Annotated in this window: 18 protein-coding genes and 1 tRNA gene; 14 read left to right on the top strand and 5 right to left on the bottom strand. The window is 71.8% G+C overall.

Annotated features, from left to right (window positions below; translation table 11 throughout):
* The first annotated feature begins 49 nt into the window (after positions 1-49).
* The 3 genes from ACFFBG_RS10390 (at position 50) to ACFFBG_RS10380 (ending at position 608) form a co-directional block, all read left to right on the top strand.
* Entirely contained in the window at positions 50-328 is a 279-nt protein-coding gene (locus ACFFBG_RS10390) for a hypothetical protein (RefSeq protein WP_375478329.1), read from the top strand.
* 17 nt (positions 329-345) lie between these two features.
* Complete coding sequence (locus tag ACFFBG_RS10385; protein ID WP_375478716.1) at positions 346-516, top strand: HNH endonuclease; 171 nt, start codon at positions 346-348, stop codon at positions 514-516.
* A 20-nt stretch (positions 517-536) separates the two neighbouring features.
* Positions 537-608: transfer RNA gene (locus ACFFBG_RS10380), tRNA-Leu, on the top strand.
* A gap of 29 nt (positions 609-637) precedes the next feature.
* Here ACFFBG_RS10380 and ACFFBG_RS10375 read toward each other — a convergent pair.
* Together ACFFBG_RS10375 and bcp are read right to left on the bottom strand one after the other, a co-directional pair.
* Positions 638-928: a TraR/DksA family transcriptional regulator gene (locus ACFFBG_RS10375; protein WP_375478328.1), complete on the bottom strand. Its 291-nt coding sequence runs from the start codon at positions 926-928 to the stop codon at positions 638-640.
* 56 nt (positions 929-984) lie between these two features.
* Complete coding sequence (gene bcp, locus ACFFBG_RS10370) at positions 985-1,455, bottom strand: thioredoxin-dependent thiol peroxidase (protein ID WP_375478326.1); 471 nt, start codon at positions 1,453-1,455, stop codon at positions 985-987.
* Between the two features lie 103 nt (positions 1,456-1,558).
* Here bcp and ACFFBG_RS10365 point away from each other — a divergent pair, with 103 nt between their 5' ends.
* Positions 1,559-1,798, top strand: coding sequence for a DUF3618 domain-containing protein (locus ACFFBG_RS10365; RefSeq protein ID WP_375478324.1), 240 nt, complete (start codon positions 1,559-1,561; stop codon positions 1,796-1,798).
* A 10-nt stretch (positions 1,799-1,808) separates the two neighbouring features.
* A complete protein-coding gene (gene purU, locus ACFFBG_RS10360; RefSeq protein ID WP_375478714.1) occupies positions 1,809-2,687 on the top strand; it encodes a formyltetrahydrofolate deformylase in 879 nt (292 codons plus the stop codon).
* A gap of 67 nt (positions 2,688-2,754) precedes the next feature.
* On the opposite strand, the gene ACFFBG_RS10355 is transcribed toward purU, so the two are convergent.
* From ACFFBG_RS10355 to ACFFBG_RS10345, 3 genes are read right to left on the bottom strand one after another with little or no spacing between them, the layout of a single operon-like run.
* Positions 2,755-3,591, bottom strand: coding sequence for a biotin-dependent carboxyltransferase family protein (locus ACFFBG_RS10355; protein ID WP_375478322.1), 837 nt, complete (start codon positions 3,589-3,591; stop codon positions 2,755-2,757).
* Positions 3,588-4,202 carry an allophanate hydrolase subunit 1 gene (locus ACFFBG_RS10350; RefSeq protein WP_375478320.1) on the bottom strand — a complete coding sequence of 205 codons (615 nt, stop codon included), beginning with the start codon at positions 4,200-4,202 and terminating at the stop codon, positions 3,588-3,590. The genes ACFFBG_RS10355 and ACFFBG_RS10350 overlap by 4 nt, the downstream gene beginning before the upstream one ends.
* On the bottom strand, positions 4,199-4,957 hold the full coding sequence (locus ACFFBG_RS10345; RefSeq protein WP_375478318.1) for a LamB/YcsF family protein: 759 nt from the start codon (positions 4,955-4,957) through the stop codon (positions 4,199-4,201). The genes ACFFBG_RS10350 and ACFFBG_RS10345 overlap by 4 nt, the downstream gene beginning before the upstream one ends.
* Before the next feature lie 150 nt (positions 4,958-5,107).
* Between ACFFBG_RS10345 and efeU the strand changes: the two genes are divergently transcribed.
* From efeU to ACFFBG_RS10300, 9 genes are all read left to right on the top strand, one after another.
* Complete coding sequence (efeU, locus tag ACFFBG_RS10340; protein WP_375478317.1) at positions 5,108-6,709, top strand: iron uptake transporter permease EfeU; 1,602 nt, start codon at positions 5,108-5,110, stop codon at positions 6,707-6,709.
* Between the two features lie 30 nt (positions 6,710-6,739).
* The gene (gene efeO / locus ACFFBG_RS10335; RefSeq protein ID WP_375478315.1) at positions 6,740-7,948 is read left to right on the top strand and encodes an iron uptake system protein EfeO; all 1,209 of its coding nucleotides are present in this window, start codon (positions 6,740-6,742) and stop codon (positions 7,946-7,948) included.
* Positions 7,949-7,962: 14 nt separating this feature from the next.
* Positions 7,963-9,231: an iron uptake transporter deferrochelatase/peroxidase subunit gene (gene efeB / locus ACFFBG_RS10330; protein ID WP_375478313.1), complete on the top strand. Its 1,269-nt coding sequence runs from the start codon at positions 7,963-7,965 to the stop codon at positions 9,229-9,231.
* A gap of 72 nt (positions 9,232-9,303) precedes the next feature.
* A complete protein-coding gene (gene dxr / locus ACFFBG_RS10325) occupies positions 9,304-10,482 on the top strand; it encodes a 1-deoxy-D-xylulose-5-phosphate reductoisomerase (protein WP_375478311.1) in 1,179 nt (392 codons plus the stop codon).
* A 44-nt stretch (positions 10,483-10,526) separates the two neighbouring features.
* Positions 10,527-11,888: an RIP metalloprotease gene (locus ACFFBG_RS10320; protein WP_375478309.1), complete on the top strand. Its 1,362-nt coding sequence runs from the start codon at positions 10,527-10,529 to the stop codon at positions 11,886-11,888.
* 25 nt (positions 11,889-11,913) lie between these two features.
* Positions 11,914-13,050, top strand: a complete 1,137-nt coding sequence (gene ispG, locus ACFFBG_RS10315) for a flavodoxin-dependent (E)-4-hydroxy-3-methylbut-2-enyl-diphosphate synthase (RefSeq protein WP_375478712.1) — start codon at positions 11,914-11,916, stop codon at positions 13,048-13,050.
* Positions 13,051-13,235: 185 nt separating this feature from the next.
* Complete coding sequence (locus ACFFBG_RS10310) at positions 13,236-14,117, top strand: GNAT family N-acetyltransferase (RefSeq protein WP_375478308.1); 882 nt, start codon at positions 13,236-13,238, stop codon at positions 14,115-14,117.
* Positions 14,118-14,250: 133 nt separating this feature from the next.
* Positions 14,251-14,925 (top strand): HAD family hydrolase, encoded by a 675-nt coding sequence (locus ACFFBG_RS10305; RefSeq protein ID WP_375478306.1) that lies wholly within the window; start codon positions 14,251-14,253, stop codon positions 14,923-14,925.
* Between the two features lie 100 nt (positions 14,926-15,025).
* Positions 15,026-16,771 (top strand): ABC transporter ATP-binding protein, encoded by a 1,746-nt coding sequence (locus ACFFBG_RS10300; RefSeq protein ID WP_375478304.1) that lies wholly within the window; start codon positions 15,026-15,028, stop codon positions 16,769-16,771.
* Positions 16,772-16,779 lie beyond the last annotated feature (8 nt).

Genomic DNA, 16,779 nt, shown 5'->3' with positions numbered 1-16,779 from the left:
GCTGCAACGGCGTCCATTTTCTGTCAGCGGGTCACGGAATGCTCGAAGTATGCCGCGGCCCATTCCGTTCACCGACGACCAGTTGCGCGAAGCCGTACGGGTGAGTGGCTCGTTGCTCGAGGTCAGCCGCCGACTGCACCTCACGGTGGGCGGGAAGACCTACGCAAAGCTGCGACGGGAGATCCTTCGGCTTGGCGTGGATGCGCCGCAGCTGCCCCTGACCGCACGCCGTCGTGGCTTCTACGGGCGGCGCGCCTGGACCGACGACGAACTTCGTGACGTGGTGCGAGTTCTCGATTGCGCACGCGCCTCATTGCAGCCGGCTTGAAGACTGCTCAGTGCGAAGTGTGCGGGCTCGTGGAGTGGCTTGGGGCGCCGATCTCGCTCGCGCTCGATCACATCAATGGCGATCCGACTGATAACCGGTTCGAGAACCTCCGTATCCTCTGTCCGAACTGCCATGCCCAGACAGATACTTGGTGCAGGCGGAATGTCAAAAGCGCCAAGCCGGCGTAGCCAACGGCACAGCGCGGACAGCCGGCGTACTCCAACGCAGAGAGACCAGACTTAGAATCTGGACAGTGCGGGTTCGACTCCCGTCGCCGGCACGAGCCTGACGAGGGCCGCCGCAACCGGTTCAGTGACGGCGGGCCGCGCAGGCGACGCAGCGGTCGGCGCCGGGGCGGGCGGCCAATCGCTCGACGCCGATCGGCTTGCCGCAGTCGACGCACATGCCGTAGCTGCCGCGCTCCGCGCGGACGAGCGCGGCGTCCAACTCGGCCAGCCGGGCCACCGCGCGATCGAGCATCGACTGCGCCTGCGCGCGCTCGAAGCCGATCGTCGCGCCCTCGGGGTCGTGCTCGTCGTCGCCGGTCGTCGAGGACGCGGAGTCGAGCAGATCCGCGAGGTCGGCGCCCAACGCGGCCACGTGGTCGACGGCGGCCGCGCGCTGGGCGCGCAGCCGGGCCCGGGCCGGCGGCTCGGTCAGCTGTCCAGCCCGAGGTCGCGGCGCAGCTTGGCGACGTGCCCGGTCGCCTTCACGTTGTACTGCGCCAGCTCGACGTCGCCGTCCTCGCCGACGACGAATGTCGAGCGCAGCACTCCGGTCACCGTCTTGCCGTACATCGTCTTCTCGCCGAACGCGCCGTAAGCCTGCAGCGTCTCGCGGGACGGGTCGCCCAGCAGTGGGAACGTCACGGCGTCGCGCTCGCGGAACTTCGCGAGCTTCGCCGGCTTGTCCGGCGAGATGCCGAGCACCGCGTAGCCGGCCCCTTGCAGCGACGCGAGGTTGTCGCGAAAGTCGCACGCCTGGGTCGTGCAGCCAGGTGTCATCGCGGCGGGGTAGAAGTAGACGATCACCTTGCGGCCGCGGAAGTCGGCGAGCGACACCTCCTTGCCGTCGGCGTCCGGCAGCGTGAAGTCGGGTGCTTGATCACCCGCAGCGAGTCGAGCCACGGAACCACGCTACTGCGCCACGCGGCGGCCCGGGCACTAGGCTGCGCAGGACCTCGGCGGACTCGACCTGCCGAGACGACGAGCCGACGGGACGGGAGCTGGCGTGGCCGACGAGCGCAGCGCGGATGAGATCCAGCGCGACATCGAGCGCTCGCGCGTCGAGCTCGCGTCGGCGATCGACCAGATCGCCTACCGCACCAACCCGAAGCGGCTCGCCGAGAACGCGAAGCGGTCGCTGCGGGAGCGGGCGCAGACGCCGCAGGGGCAGGCCGTCCTGGCGGTTGCCGGCAGCCTGCTCGTCGTGCTGATCGTCCGGCGCGTCCGCAAGCACTCGTCTTCTTGAAACCGGCGTCCTGAGCACCCCGACCGGCTCCGGCCGCAGCCCGGGCGCGCGCACCGCCGTCCTGCTGATCTCCTGCGCCGACCAGCCCGGGCTCGTGCACGCGGTCGCCGAGTTCGTGCTGGCCCAGGGCGGCAACATCGTGCATGCGGAGCAGCACGTCGACGTCGAGTCGGCGGTCTTCTTCCAACGCGTCGAGTTCGAGTCGGCGGCGCCGGCGGCGCAGATCGCGGCCGCGTTCGAGCCGACTCGAGCGCGCTTCGGCATGTCGGTGCGGGTGCGCACGTCCGACGACCGGCCGCGGGTGGCGATCCTCGCCTCGACACAGCCGCACTGCCTGGCCGACCTGCTCGCGCGCTGGCGTTCCGGCGAGTTAGCCGCCGACGTCGTCGCGGTGATCAGCAACCACCCCGACCACGCCGAGCTCGCCGCGTTCCATCGCGTCCCGTTCCACCACCTGCCGGTGACCGCGGAGACGAAGCCGGTCGCCGAAGCCGCGCTGCTCGAGCTGCTGCGCGACCACGACGCCGAGCTGGTGGTGCTCGCGCGGTACATGCAGATCCTCGGTCCGCGCGTGCTCGCCGAATTCCCCTCGCGCGTCATCAACATCCACCACTCGTTCCTGCCGGCGTTCATGGGCGCCCGGCCGTACCACCAGGCGCAGCGCCGCGGAGTGAAGCTGATCGGCGCGACGGCGCACTACGCCACCGCCGAGCTCGACGAAGGGCCGATCATCGCCCAGGACGTGGTGCCGGTGACGCACCGCGACTCGGTGGCCGACATGGTCGGCAAGGGCCGCGACCTCGAGACGGTGGTGCTTGCGCGGGCGGTGCGCGCGCACGTCGAGCACCGCACGCTCGTGTTCGGCAACAAGACGGTCGTCTTCGGCTGACGCCGGTGAGGCCCGATCCTTGGCCGTGGCCTTAGGTACTTAGCGAGTCGCCCGGCGGGTGCTGCCGCTATGGGGCTAACGCGCGGACGAACCGGATCGAGTCGCCGGGCCGCAGCTGGCCCGCGGCGTCCAGGTCGTCCGGGCCGGCCAGCACTGCGAGCACCGGGTACCCGCCGGTCACCGGCGCGTCCGGGCCGAACAGGATCGGCCGGCCGTCGGGCGGCACCTGCAACGCGCCGGGCAGCACCGGCTCGCTCGGCAACTCGTCGTCGACCAGCCGCACGAGCCGAGGCCCGTCGAGCCGGATGCCGACGCGGTCGCTGTGTGTGCGCACCGTCCAATCCGCGTGGACCAGCATGTCTCGCGCGGTCGGGGCGAACCACTCGTCGCGCGGGCCGAAGCGCACCTCCAGGGCACGACGCGGCGCCGCGGGCACGGCGGCGGCGCCGCTCACCTCGCCGGTCGGCCGGCCGACCGGCAGCCGATCGCCCGCGCGCAGCGGCGGCGGCCCGAGGCCGCTCAGCACGTCGCTGCTGCGCGAGCCCAGCACCTCGTCGACGGCGAGGCCGCCGCGGACGGCGAGATAGCTGCGCGCCCCCTGCGCCGGCGCGCCGAGCCGGACGACCGAACCCGCGCGCAGGCTCACCGCCACACCCCAGTCCGGCGCGCCGGGGCAGCGCGCGCCAGTCAGCGCGATCGTCGCCGGGTCGAGCAGCCGCACCGTCAGCCCGCCGAGGGTGGCCTCGACGGCGGCCGCGCCCGGCGGGTTGCCGACGAGGCGGTTGGCGAGCCGGAGCGCCCCGCGATCGAACGCCCCGCAGCTCGGCACCCCCAGCCTGGCGTAGCCGGGCCGGCCGAGGTCCTGGACGGTCGCGAACGGACCCGGGTCGACGATCTCGATCACCGGCCCGTCGCCACCGCCCGGAAGCGCACCGGCGTGCCAGGCGTCAGCAGCGTCGGCGGGTCGCGCTCGAGGTCCCACAGCGGCGCGGAGGTCCGGCCGAGCAGCCGCCACCCGCCCGGCGACGCCCGCGGGTAGACGCCGGTGAACTCGCCGGCGATCGCGACCGAGCCGGCCGGCACCGAGGTGCGCGGTTCGGCCAGCCGCGGCACGTGCAGCGCGGGGTCGAGTCCGGTCAGGTACGCGAAACCCGGGACGAATCCGCAGAACGCCACGACGTAGCGGCCCGCCGTGTGCGCGGCGACCAGCTGCTCTGGGTCGAGGGCGAGCTCGGCCGCTGTCGAGGCGAGGTCGGCGCCGTCATAGCGGACGTCCAGCACGACCGGAAGGCCCTGGCCAACGTCGACCGAGCGGAGTCCGGGCTCCAGCCCGAGCAGCCGCTCGGCGAGGCCGGCGAGGGCACCGCGTTGCGCCCGGACCAGCACGGTGCGCGCCGCGGGCACGACCTCGAGCACGGCGGGGTCGGCGTCCAGAGCAGCGGCGAGCGCGAGGACCAGACGGGAATCGGCTGGCTCGGCGAGCAGCGCCGCGCTGCCGTACGGCCTGATCCTCACGGCGCGAAGGGGGTCAGCGTGACGCCGGCGTCCAGCAGCGTCCGGCGGATCTCGGTGGCGAGGTACACCGCGCCGGGCGTGTCGCCGTGGACGCACAGCGAGCGGGCGAGGACCGGCAGGACAGTGCCGTCGATGGCCGTCACCCGGTGGTGCAGCGCGAACGCGGCCGCCCGCGCGACGACTTCGTACGGGTCCTCGATCACCGCGCCGCGCTCTGCCCGCGGCACCAGCCGGCCGGCGGGTGAGTACGCGCGGTCGGCGAACGCCTCGGGCACGAACGGCAAGCCGGCCGCCGAGGCCGCGTGTTCCATCGCCGAGCCGGGCAACGCCAGCAACGGCAGGCTCGGGTCGAAGGCGGTCACCGCGCTCGCCACGGCGCCCGCCTGCTCCGCGTCGTCGGCGGCCGTGTTGTAGAGCGCGCCATGGGGTTTCACGTACCGCACCCGGGTTCCGGCTGCTCGCGCGCACGCTTCGAGCGCGCCCAGCTGGTACAGCACGTCGGCGGCGAGCTCGTCGGGATCCATGTCGATCCGCCGCCGCCCGAAGCCGGCCAGATCGCGGTAGCCGACCTGCGCGCCGATCGCCACGCCGCGCTGCGCCGCGGCCGCGCACACCCGGCGCATTGTGACCGGATCGCCGGCGTGGAACCCGCACGCGACGTTGGCGCTCGTGACGACGTCCAGCAGCGCGTCGTCGTCGCCGAGCCGCCAGACGCCGAATCCCTCGCCGAGGTCGGCGTTGAGATCGAACTGCATCGGTCAACGGTAGTGCGGCACACAGTCGCGGGCTTGCGAACAGCCCCGACCCCTGGGTTACGCTGCGCAGCAAGGCTTGCCTTACCTTACCGACGGTCACTTACCGACGGTCGTCATTCACCGCCGTCGCCGCCGAAGGGATCCGCGCCCGTGCTGCCCACCTTCGTCATCGGCTTGCGCGAAGGGCTCGAGGCAGCGCTCATCGTCGGCATCATCGCGGCCTTCCTGCGCAAGCAGGGCCGCCGGGATCTGCTGCGCTGGGTGCTTGCCGGCGTCGGCGTCGCCGTCCTGCTCTGTGTCGGCGCCGGCGTTGCGCTGGAGGTCTACTCGCAGAACCTGCCGCAGAAGCAGCAAGAGGGCCTGGAGACCGTGATCGGCGCCCTCGCCGTCGGCATGGTCACTTACATGGTGGTCTGGATGCGGCGCAACTCGCGGCACCTGAAGGGCCAGCTCGAGGGCCTCGCGGCCGATGCGCTCGCCGGCGGCCCGCGGGCGGGCGCCGGCGTCGCGATGGTGCTGATGGCGTTTCTCGCCGTGATCCGCGAGGGCCTCGAGACCGTCGTCTTCCTGTTGGCGGCGTTCAACGAGTCCGGCAGCAGCGGCGCCGCCGGGTTCGGGGCCGTCCTCGGCATCGCCGTCGCCGTGGTCCTCGGCTACGGCATCTACCGCGGCGGCGTGCGGCTGAACCTGTCCAAATTCTTCCGCGCGACCGGCCTGGTGCTCGTGCTGGTGGCGGCCGGTCTGGTCGTCAACGCGCTGCACACCGCGCACGAGGCCGGCTGGCTCGATGCCGGCCAGGGCGCCACGGTCGATTTGAGCTGGCTGGCCGAGCCCGGCTCGGTGCGCGCCTCGCTGCTCACCGGCATGCTCGGCATCCAGAGCCGGCCGGTCGTCGTCGAGGTCGTCGGCTGGCTGGTCTACCTCGTGCCGGTGGGGCTGTTCGTGGCCTGGCCGCCCGGAAAGGCGGCGCCCGCTCGGCTGCTGGCCCGGGCCGGCGGCGTGGTCGCTGCGCTGGCCGCCGCTGCCGCGCTGACCCTGACGCTGTCGACGCCGGCCCGCCCCGCGAGCCGGCCGGTCACCACCGCCGGCGCGATCAGCGCGCAGGTCGTCGGCCGTTCGGCGCAGGGCGTCGAGGTCCGCACCCAGTCCCAGCAGCCGGTCGGGGGGGTCGTTGGCGCGTCGACGACATACGCGCTTTCCGGGCAGGGCTCGCAGCGGCGCGGGGGCGTCGACACCGAGGCCTACCGCGGCCAGGCTGCCGAGGCGCTCGCCGCCTCCTCGAACCCGGCCCGGCCGGCCCGGCTCACCGTCGCGCAAATCGCCGCGCTGAACGGCGGCCGGTTGCCGATCGGGCTCTCCCCGAGCGCAGGTTCACTGCCCGCGACCTACCGCGCTGCGCGCACGCTGACCGTCTGGGTCGACCCGCGCACCGACCGGGTGGTCGACCTCGGGTGGAGCGAGCAGGTGTCCGTGTCGGTGCGCGACGCCGCCGGTGTCTTCGCGCTCGACGAGCCGCTCGGCACGGCAACGACCCGGTTGCCGGCGGCCGCGGTGCGCCTCTCGGCAGCCGCGGCGACCGCTGCCGGCGCGACGCTCGACAACCGTGCGCGGCTCCACACGCTCGCCGTCTGGTGCGCGGCGTTCGCCCTCGTCGCCCTGCTCGTCGCCGCGGCGTTTGCGCTGGTGCTGCGCCGCCGCGAGCGGCCGATGTCGGCCGTGCTGAACGCCACGCCGGAGCTTGTACGTGGTTAGGGTAGCCTCTCCTAACCATAGCCTCGGAGGATGATCTTCATGCCGCGTCGCCGCGCCCGCGTGACCACCCTTGCCGCGCTCCCCGTCGCCGCGCTCACGCTGGCCGCTTGCACCAGCGGGTCCGGCCCGGGCAGCGCAGCGTCCTCCTCAAGCGGCTCCAGCGCGGCTACCGAGACGGGCGCCCGCGTCGCGAACGTCACCATCACCGCCGCCAAGGGCTGCACGGCGGACGCGACGACCCTCGCAGCCGGCGGCGTCACCTTCAAGGTCACGAACAAGGACGCCACCGCGGTCAGCGAGATCGAGCTGCTCAGCGGCGAGCGGATCATCGGCGAGAAGGAGAACCTGCCGGCCGGCTTCTCCGGCGAGTTCGCCGTCACCGTCACGGCCGGCGCCTACACGCTCTACTGCCCCGGCGCGGCCACCGAGCGCTCGCCGATCAAGGTCACCGGCCTGTCGACGTCGACGAACGGGGACTCCACCGTGGCCGCCGCGCTCGCCGCCGCGACCAAGAACTACGCCACCTACGTCAACACCCAGGTCGCGGCGTTACTCGTCGCCGCCAAGAAGCTCGACGCCACCCTGCACGGCTCGAGCCTCACCGCGGCGCAGGCGGCCTACATGGAGTCGCGCCCGTTCTACGAGAAGATCGAGCCGGTCGCCGAGTCCTTCGTCAACGGCAAGGACAACCTCGACGCCGACATCGACGTGCGCATCGGGGACACCACCTTCGCCCAGTGGCGTGGTTTCCACCGGATCGAGTACGGGTTGTTCAAGATGCGGTCGCTGGCCGGCCTGGCCGGATTCGGCGACAAGCTCGTCGCCGACGTGGGACGGCTCGTGCAGAAGACCTCGGGCCTGCGCTACCAGCCGACCGAGCTCGCCAACGGCGCGCAGGAGCTGCTGGACGAGGTGGCCTCGAGCAAGATCACCGGTGAGGAAGAGGCCTACTCCGGCATCGACCTGCTCGACTTCGCCAACAACGACGAAGGCGCCGAGCAGGCCTTCGCCCAGCTGCAGCCGGCCCTCGCCAAGATCGATGCGACGCTGGCGACGACGATCCAGACGCGGTTCACCGCGCTGGACAAGCTGGTCGACAGCTACCGCACCGGCGCCAACCCGTCGGGGTTCAAGCTGTACAACGAACTCACCCAGGCGGACAAGGTCGCGCTCGCGGCGGCCGTGAAGGCGGTCGCCGAACCGCTGTCGCAGGTAGGTTCGAAGGTCGCCAACGCGTGAGTGACCGTTAGGGAATGACATTGACGCATGACGGGCCCGAGCCGCGGCGCACGAGCCGGCGAGGCTTCCTCGGCGGCGCGCTCGGCACGGCCGGCGTGCTCGCGGCCGGCGGCGCAGGCTTTGGCGTCGCCCGCGCGACCGAGCCGGCGGCAGACGGGCGCGTGGGCGATGTCGTGCCGTTCTACGGCCTGCACCAGGCAGGCATCGCCACCCCGGCGCAGGACCGGCTCGCGTTCGCGGCGTTCACGGTGACGGCCACCGAGGCCGACCAGGTGGCGCAACTGCTCGGCACCTGGGCCGCGGCGGCCGCCCAGCTCAGCAAAGGCCTGCCGGTCGGCGCCGTCGACAACTCGCCGCTGGCGCCGCCGATCGACACCGGCGAGGCGGTCGGGCTGGGCGCGGCGAACCTCACGATCACCGTCGGCTTCGGCCCGTCGCTGTTCGACGACCGGTTCGGCCTGCAGGGCAAGCGGCCGGCCGCGCTCGCCGACCTGCCCGCGCTGCCCGGCGACACGCTCGACCCGAACCGCACCGGCGGCGACTTGTGCGTGCAGGCCTGCTCCGACGACCCGACGGTCGCCTTCCACGTCATCCGCAACTTCGCCCGCCTCGCCCGTGGCACCGCGGTGATGAAGTGGTCGCAGCTCGGCTTCGGCCGGACGTCCTCGACGTCAGACAAGCAGCAGACCGAGCGCAACCTGCTCGGCTTCAAGGACGGCACGAACAACATCAAGGACGAGAGCACCGCGGACTTCGACGACTACGTCTGGGTCGGCGCGGAGTCCGACCAAGGGTGGATGCGCGGCGGCAGCTACCTGGTCGCCCGGCGGATCCGGATGCTGATCGAGTCCTGGGACATCGACTACCTCGCCGATCAGGAGAACGTGATCGGCCGGTTCAAGACATCAGGCGCGCCGCTCACCGGCAAGAACGAGTTCGACACGGTCGATCTGCAGGCCACCAAGAAGGGCGGCCAGCCGGTGATCCCCATCGACGCGCACATCCGCCTCGCCTCGCCGGAGACGAACGCCGGCCAGAAGATCCTGCGCCGCGGCTACTCCTACACCGACGGCATCGATCCGGAGACCGGGCTGCTCGACGCCGGGCTCTTCTTCATCTGCTTTCAAAAGGACCCGCGCAAGCAGTTCGTCCCGATCCAACGCAAGCTCGGCAGCCATGACGCGCTGAACGAGTACATCCGCCACACCGGCAGCGGGCTGTTCGCCGTGCCGCCCGCGCCAAAGGCCGCGGGGGACTGGTGGGGCAAGGAGCTGTTCCAGTAACGCGCGCCGTCATGCCCTGTGGTCGTCATGGCGTGCGCAGAGCATGACTGTTCAGATGTCAGGATGGCGCGCATGACCGACGTCGTGCTGCTCGGCTCCACCGGCTCGATCGGCACCCAGACGGTCGACGTGGTCGCGGCCGCCGGCGACCGCTTCCGGGTGAGCGCGATCGCGGCCGGCGGCGGCAATGTCGCGCTGCTCGCCGACCAGGCGGCGGCCCTGCGAGTGCGCGATATCGGTGTGACCCGGGAAGACTCCGTGGCCGAGCTGCGCGAGGCGCTGGCCAAGGTCTGGCCGGCCGACGCGCCGGCCCCCGCGATCCACGCCGGCCCCGGCGCGACCGCCGAGCTCGCCGGCCTGGGCTGCGACGTCGTGCTGAACGCCGTCGCGGGCTCCGCCGGCCTGCGTGCCACCCTCGCCGGGCTGGCCGCGGGCCGCGTCGTCGCGCTGGCGAACAAGGAGTCGCTGATCGCCGGCGGCCCGCTCGTCACCGCTGCCGCCGCGCCGGGCCAGCTCGTCCCCGTCGACTCCGAGCACTCCGCGCTGGCGCAGTGCCTGCGCGCCGGCCGCGCGGACGAGGTCCGGCGGCTGCTGGTCACCGCCAGCGGCGGCCCGTTCCGCGGGCGGCCGCGCGCCGAGCTGGCCGACGTCACCCCCGCGCAAGCCCTCGCGCACCCGACCTGGGACATGGGCCGGCTCGTCACTACGAACTCGGCGACGCTGGTGAACAAGGGCCTCGAGGTGATCGAGGCGCACCTGCTCTTCGACATCCCCTATGAGCAGATCGACGTCGTGGTGCACCCGCAGTCGGTGATCCACTCGATGGTGGAGTTCGTCGACGGGTCGACCATCGCGCAGGCGTCGCCGCCGGACATGCGGCTGCCGATCTCGCTCGCCCTCGGCTGGCCGGACCGGGTCCCCGACGCCGCCCGCGCCGTCGACTGGACGACCGCGCAGAGCTGGACGTTCGAGCCCCTCGACGACGCCGCTTTCCCGTCCGTCGGGCTGGCGCGGCGAGCCGGGGCGGCCGGCGGCTGCGCGCCCGCGGTCTACAACGCGGTGAACGAGCAGCTCGTCGCGGCCTTCCACGCCGGCGCGATCGGCTTCCTGCAGATCGTCGACACGATCGCCGCAGTGCTGGACGAGTGGCTGAGCGTGCGCCACGCCGCCGCCGGGAACCCGCGTACCGTCGAAGACGTCGAACTAGCGGAGGGCTGGGCGCGCGAGCGCGCGGCCGTCTTCACTAACTGAGCCCTTTCCACTGGCTGAGCGGGGAGAAAGGAGCCGGCGCACCCGTGCCGACTTGGCTGCTCTACACGCTCGGCGTCCTAGTGTTCGCCGTCGGGCTGCTGTTGTCGATCGCGCTGCACGAGATCGGGCACATGGTGCCGGCGAAGAAGTTCGGCGTGAAGGTGACGCAGTACATGGTGGGTTTCGGTCCCACGCTGTGGTCGCGCAAGCGCGGCGACACCGAATACGGCTTCAAGGCCATCCCGCTCGGCGGCTACATCCGGATGATCGGCATGGTGCCGCCGCGCGCCGACGGCAAGGTCTCGCGCTGGCCGCGCCGCCTCGCGCTCGCCGTCGAGGACTTCCGCAAGGTCAGCCGCAGCGAGATCGAGCCCGCCGACGAGGACCGCCAATTCTACCGCCTCACGCCTGGCAAAAAGATGATCATCATGCTCGGCGGGCCGTGCATGAACCTGCTGATCTTCCTGGTGCTCTTCATCGTGCTGATCACCACGATCGGCATCGAGCACAGCAAGCAGACGACGACCGTCTCATCGCTGGTCAAGTGCGTCGTCCCGGCGAACTCGACGGCCGCGACGAACAACAGCTGCCCCGTGGGCGCGAAGGCGCCGCCGGCGAAGGGCGTGCTCCGGCCGGGCGACACGTTCGTGTCCATCAACGGTGTCGCGGTGACGAGTTGGACCCAGCTCACGTCGTTGATCGAGCCGGCCGCCGGCAAACCGCTGACGATCGTCGTCGACCGCAAGGGCACGCCGACCACCCTGCATGTCACGCCGGTGACCAACAAGAACTACGTCGGCGACACCGGCAAGCTCGCCAGCGTGGGCTTCCTCGGCTTCGCGCCGTTCGTCCACACGTACTTCGAGACGGTGCCGGTCACCGGCGTGCCGGGCCAGATCGGCAGCCAGATCAAGCTCGGCCTGGACGCGCTGGGCCGCTACCCGTCGAAGATCAGCAACCTGTGGGGGACGGTGTTCGACGGCAAGAAGCGCGACCCGGCCGGCGCGGTCGGGGTGGTCGGCATCGGGCGCATCTCCGGCGACCTGGCGAGCACTCATCAACTCGACGGCAAGGAGAAGTTCGTCACCCTGCTGGGCCTGCTGGCGAGCGTCAACCTGCTGCTGTTCTTCTTCAACCTGCTGCCGCTGCTGCCGCTGGACGGCGGCCACGTGGCCGGCGCGCTGGTCGAGTCCGCCAAACGCGGCCGGGCCAGGCTGCGGGCGCGCCGGCGCAACCCGGCAGACGCCCCGGATCTGGGCGCTGGGGCGCCCGCGCATCGGCAGATCTTCGTCGACACCGCCTCGATGCTGCCGGTGATGTACGTGGTGGCCTCGGTGCTCGGATTGCTGACCCTGCTCACCCTGTACGCCGACATCGTGAAGCCGATCCATCCGTTGGGCGGATAATCACATCGTGACCGTGAACCTGGGTATGCCCGCACCGGCGCCGACCGTCCTCGCGCCCCGTCGCACGTCCCGCCAGATCAAGGTGGGCTCGGTGCTCGTCGGCGGCAACGCGCCGGTGTCGGTGCAGTCGATGACGACGACGCTGACCTCCGACGTCAACGCCACGCTGCAGCAGATCGCCGAGTTGACGGCGGCCGGCTGCGACATCGTCCGGGTGGCCTGCCCATCGGCCGACGACGCCGAGGCGCTGCCGGCGATCGCGCGCAAGTCGCAGATCCCGGTGATCGCCGACATCCACTTCCAGCCGAAGTACGTCTTCGCCGCGATCGACGCCGGCTGCGCGGCGGTGCGGGTGAACCCCGGCAATATCAAGGCGTTCGACGACAAGATCGGCGAGATCGCGCGCGCCGCGGCAGACGCCGGCACCTCGATCCGGATCGGCGTGAACGCCGGCTCGCTGGACAAGCGGCTGCTCGCCAAGCACGGCAAGGCGACGCCCGAGGCGCTGGTCGAGTCGGCGCTGTGGGAGGCCTCGCTGTTCGAGGAGCACGGCTTCCGCGACTTCAAGATCTCGGTCAAGCACAACGACCCGGTCGTGATGGTGCGCGCCTACGAGCTGCTCGCCGAGTCGTGCGACTACCCCCTGCACCTCGGCGTCACCGAGGCCGGCCCGACGTTCCAGGGCACGATCAAGTCCGCCGTGGCGTTCGGAGCGCTGCTCTCGCGCGGCATCGGCGACACCATCCGCGTCTCGCTGTCCGCGCCGCCGGTCGAAGAGGTCAAGGTCGGGCTCGCGATCCTCGAGTCGCTGAACCTTCGGCAGCGGCGCCTGGAGATCGTGTCCTGCCCGTCATGCGGCCGCGCGCAGGTGGACGTCTACAGCCTCGCCGAGCGGGTCACCGCAGGGCTTGAAGGCATCGAGGTGCCGCTGCGCGTCGCGGTCATGGGCTGCGTGGTGAACGGCCCGGGCGAGGCGCGCGAGGCCGATCTCGGCGTCGCGTCCGGCAACGGCAAGGGCCAGATCTTCGTGAGGGGCGAGGTCGTCAAGACCGTCCCCGAGTCGCAGATCGTCGAGACGCTGATCGAAGAGGCGTTGCGGATGGCCGACGAGATCGGCGCGAGCGTCGGCGGCGCGGGCAGCCCCACCGTCTCGGTCTCCTGACCCGGCGGGTTTGCCTCGCGCACGCGCTGAGGAGCGAGCTCACCAAGGCCGAGGCGAGCGACGTGATCGAGCGTCTGCAGGCCTAAACCGGCCGCGGCTGACGGCACCGCGGCCGAGGCGCCGCACGTCGTCAGCTGTTGACGCTTCGCCGTCGGCGGCGCGCCGCGTCCACTACGGTCGCTCTCGTGAGCACGCTGCTGGACCGGCCGGTCGATCAGCCCGGTGACGGCGTCCGGGTGCGCGCGTTGGGCGACGCCGACCGCGCGGAGCTGCAACGGCTGCTGGATGAAGACCCGATCGTCAACGTCGTCGTCGCCGGCCGGTTGCGCGCGGTGCGCTCACTCGACCCGGCGACGTTCGGCGGCGTGCTCTACGGTGCCGAGGACGCAACCGGCCAACTGCGGGCTGCGCTGTTCGCCGGCGGCAACCTCGTGCCCGTCGGCGACGGCGAAGCCGAGTTGCGGGCGCTCGCCCACGAGGTCGGCCGCACGCCGCGGTCCTGCAGCTCGATCGTCGGCAGGGACACCGCGGTGCGCGCCGTCTGGGACGTGCTCGAGCCGCTGTGGGGCACGCCGCGGGCGGTAAGGGAACGCCAGCCGTTGCTCAGCCTCGACCGCGACGCCGACCTCGTCCCGGCCGATCCCCGGGTGCGCGCCATGACGCTGTCCGACTTCGACCGCTACATGCCGGCCGCGGCGGCGATGTTCACCGAGGAGCTGGACATCTCCCCGCTCGAGGTCGGCGCGGCCGACTACCAGCGGCGCATCGCCGGGCTCATTCGGCACCGGCGCGCGTTCGGCATCGTCGACGACGACGGCAGCGTGTCGTTCAAGGCCGACATCGGCGCGGTGTCTCCGCACACCTGCCAGGTGCAGGGCGTGTGGGTGCGGCCGGACCTGCGCGGGCGTGGGCTGGGCGGCGCGGCGCTGCCGGCGGTGCTGCACCAGGCGTTGGCGCTGGCGCCGACCGTCAGCCTCTACGTGAACGACTACAACACCGCGGCGTGTCGCATGTACGAACGCCTCGGCATGCGCCAAGTCGCCACCCTCCGCACGCTGCTCTTCTAGCTCTGCTCTTCTAGCCCGTTCTCCTGGTTCCGTGCTGCTCGTTTCGACGGCGAAAATCGACAGCACGGAACCAGGAGAAGCGGACGGCGGGCTTATCGCGGCGGTGTCGGCGCCGGTCCATAGGGTGCGTCGCATGAGCTTGGATGCGGTGATCTTCGACTGGGGCGGCACCCTGACGCCGTGGCACACCATCGAGTCGCGCCACGCCTGGCTGGCGACGGTGGGCGACGACGAGCTCGCCGACCGGCTCGCCGCGGCCGAGGCGGAGCTCTGGCTGCGCTCGCGCGACGAGCACCGCAGCGGCACGTTGCACGAGATCTACACCGCCGCCGGCGTCGTGCCCACCGACGCGATGCACGCCGCGATGCGCGGCTGGTGGGAGCCGCACACCCACCTCGACCCCGACGTGCCACCGCTGTTCGATGCGCTTCGCGCCCGCGGCATTAAGATCGGCGTGCTGTCCAACACGATCTGGGCACGTGCCGAGCACGAGCGGATCTTCGCCCGCGACGGCGTGCTGCAACACATCGACGGCGCCGTCTACACCTCCGAGATCCCGTGGACGAAGCCGCACCCCGAGGCGTTTCGCGCCGCGCTCGCGGCGGTCGGCGTCGACGACCCGGCCCGCGCGCTGTTCGTCGGCGACCGGCCGTTCGACGACATCCACGGCGCCAAGTCCGTCGGCATGCACGCCGTCCTCGTCCCGCACAGCGACATCCCCGAGGTGCAGAGAGGGCCGGTCGAGGGCGAGGCGGACGCGGTGGTCCAGCGACTGGCTGACGTTCTCGCGGTCGTCGACTCGATCTGATGTCGAGACAGGACTCGGGTTGCGGCCTTCTGATGGAATCGACAGGCGGACCCGTCGACGTCGGACGAGCCCGAGAAGCCGACCCGGCGAGAGGCAAGTGATGACGTCAGCGCTCCTGCTGTTGCTGCGCGATCGGCTGCGGCCGTACCGCCGGTGGCTTGCGCTCGTCGTCGGCCTGCAGCTGGCCGGCACGATCGCCGCGCTCTACCTGCCCACCCTGAACGCCGACATCATCGACAACGGCGTCGCCACCGGGAACACCGGCTACATCCTGCGCACCGGCAGCTGGATGCTCGCCGTCAGCGTCGTGCAGATCAGTTGCGCGGTCGTCGCCGTCTACTTCGGCGCGCGCACCGCGATGAGCTTCGGGCGCGACGTGCGCGCGGCGCTGTTCGCCCGGGTCGGCTCGTTCTCGGCGCGCGAGATGGCGCACTTCGGCGCGCCGTCGCTGATCACCCGGACGACGAACGACGTCCAGCAGGTGCAGATGCTCGTCGTGCTCACCTGTTCGATGATGATCACCGCGCCGATCACCGCGGTCGGCGGAGTGATTATGGCGGTGCGCCAGGATGCCGGGCTGTCCTGGCTGCTCGTCGTCTGCGTGCCGTTGCTCGCGGTGCTGATCGCGCTCATCGTGCGGCGGATGGTGCCGGAATTCCGCTCGATGCAGACGCGCATCGACGTGGTCAACCGCGTGCTGCGCGAGCAGATCGCCGGCGTGCGGGTCGTGCGCGCGTTCGTCCGCGAGCCGGTCGAGCGGCAGCGCTTCGCCGAGGCGAACGAGCAGCTGACCAACACCGCGCTGCGGGCCGGCCGGCTGCAGGCGCTGATCTTCCCGACGGTGCTGCTCGTGCTCAACGCCTCGAGCGTCGCCGTGCTGTGGTTCGGCGCGAGCCGGGTCGACTCCGGCCAGATGCAGGTCGGCTCGCTGACCGCCTACCTCAACTACCTGGCGCAGATTCTGATGTCGGTGCTGATGGGCACCTTCATGTTGATGATGATCCCGCGCGCGTCGGTGTGCGCGGAGCGCATCGTCGAGGTGCTCGACACCCGGTCGTCCGTCGTCCCGCCGACGCAGCCGGTGACCACGCTGGCGACCCGCGCCGAAGTCGAGTTCCGCGGGGTCTCCTTCGCCTATCCAGGCGCGGCCTCGCCGGTCCTCCAGGACGTCGCCTTCACCGCCTCGCAGGGGCAGACGACGGCGATCATCGGCAGCACCGGCGCGGGCAAGACGACGTTGCTCTCGCTCGTCCCGCGGCTCATCGACGTCACCGGCGGCGCCGTGCTCGTCGACGGCGTGGACGTGCGCGACCTCGACCCGGACACCCTGTGGGGACGGCTGGGGTACGTGCCGCAGAAGTCCTACCTGTTCTCCGGCACGATCGCCAGCACGCTTCGGCACGGCGACCCGGCCGCCACTGACGATCAGCTGTGGGAGGCGCTGCGCGTCGCGCAGGCGCGGGATTTCGTGGAGCGGCTGGCCGGCGGCCTCGACGCGCCGGTCGCCCAGGGCGGCGCCAACCTGTCCGGCGGGCAACGGCAGCGGCTGGCCATCGCCCGGGCGATCGTGCGGCGGCCGGAGATCTACCTGTTCGACGACGCGTTCTCCGCCCTCGACCCAGGCACCGACGCCCGGCTGCGCGCGGCCCTGCGGCCGGCGACCCGCGACGCGGCGGTGCTCGTCGTCGCGCAGCGGGTCTCGACGATCCTCGACGCCGACCAGATAGTGGTGCTGGACGCCGGACGCGTGGTCGGCCGAGGCGCGCACGCCGAGCTGCTCGACAGCTGCCCGCCGTATGCGGAAATCGTCCGAAGCCAGCTGCGCGCCGACGAGTCGGCCGCATGAGCGCCACC

Origin of the sequence: uncultured Jatrophihabitans sp. (genome assembly GCF_964251945.1) — a bacterium.
Taxonomy (GTDB): domain Bacteria; phylum Actinomycetota; class Actinomycetes; order Mycobacteriales; family Jatrophihabitantaceae; genus Jatrophihabitans.
The sequence above is the reverse complement of the archived record's forward strand: the minus strand, read 5'-3'. Positions and strand labels throughout refer to the sequence as shown.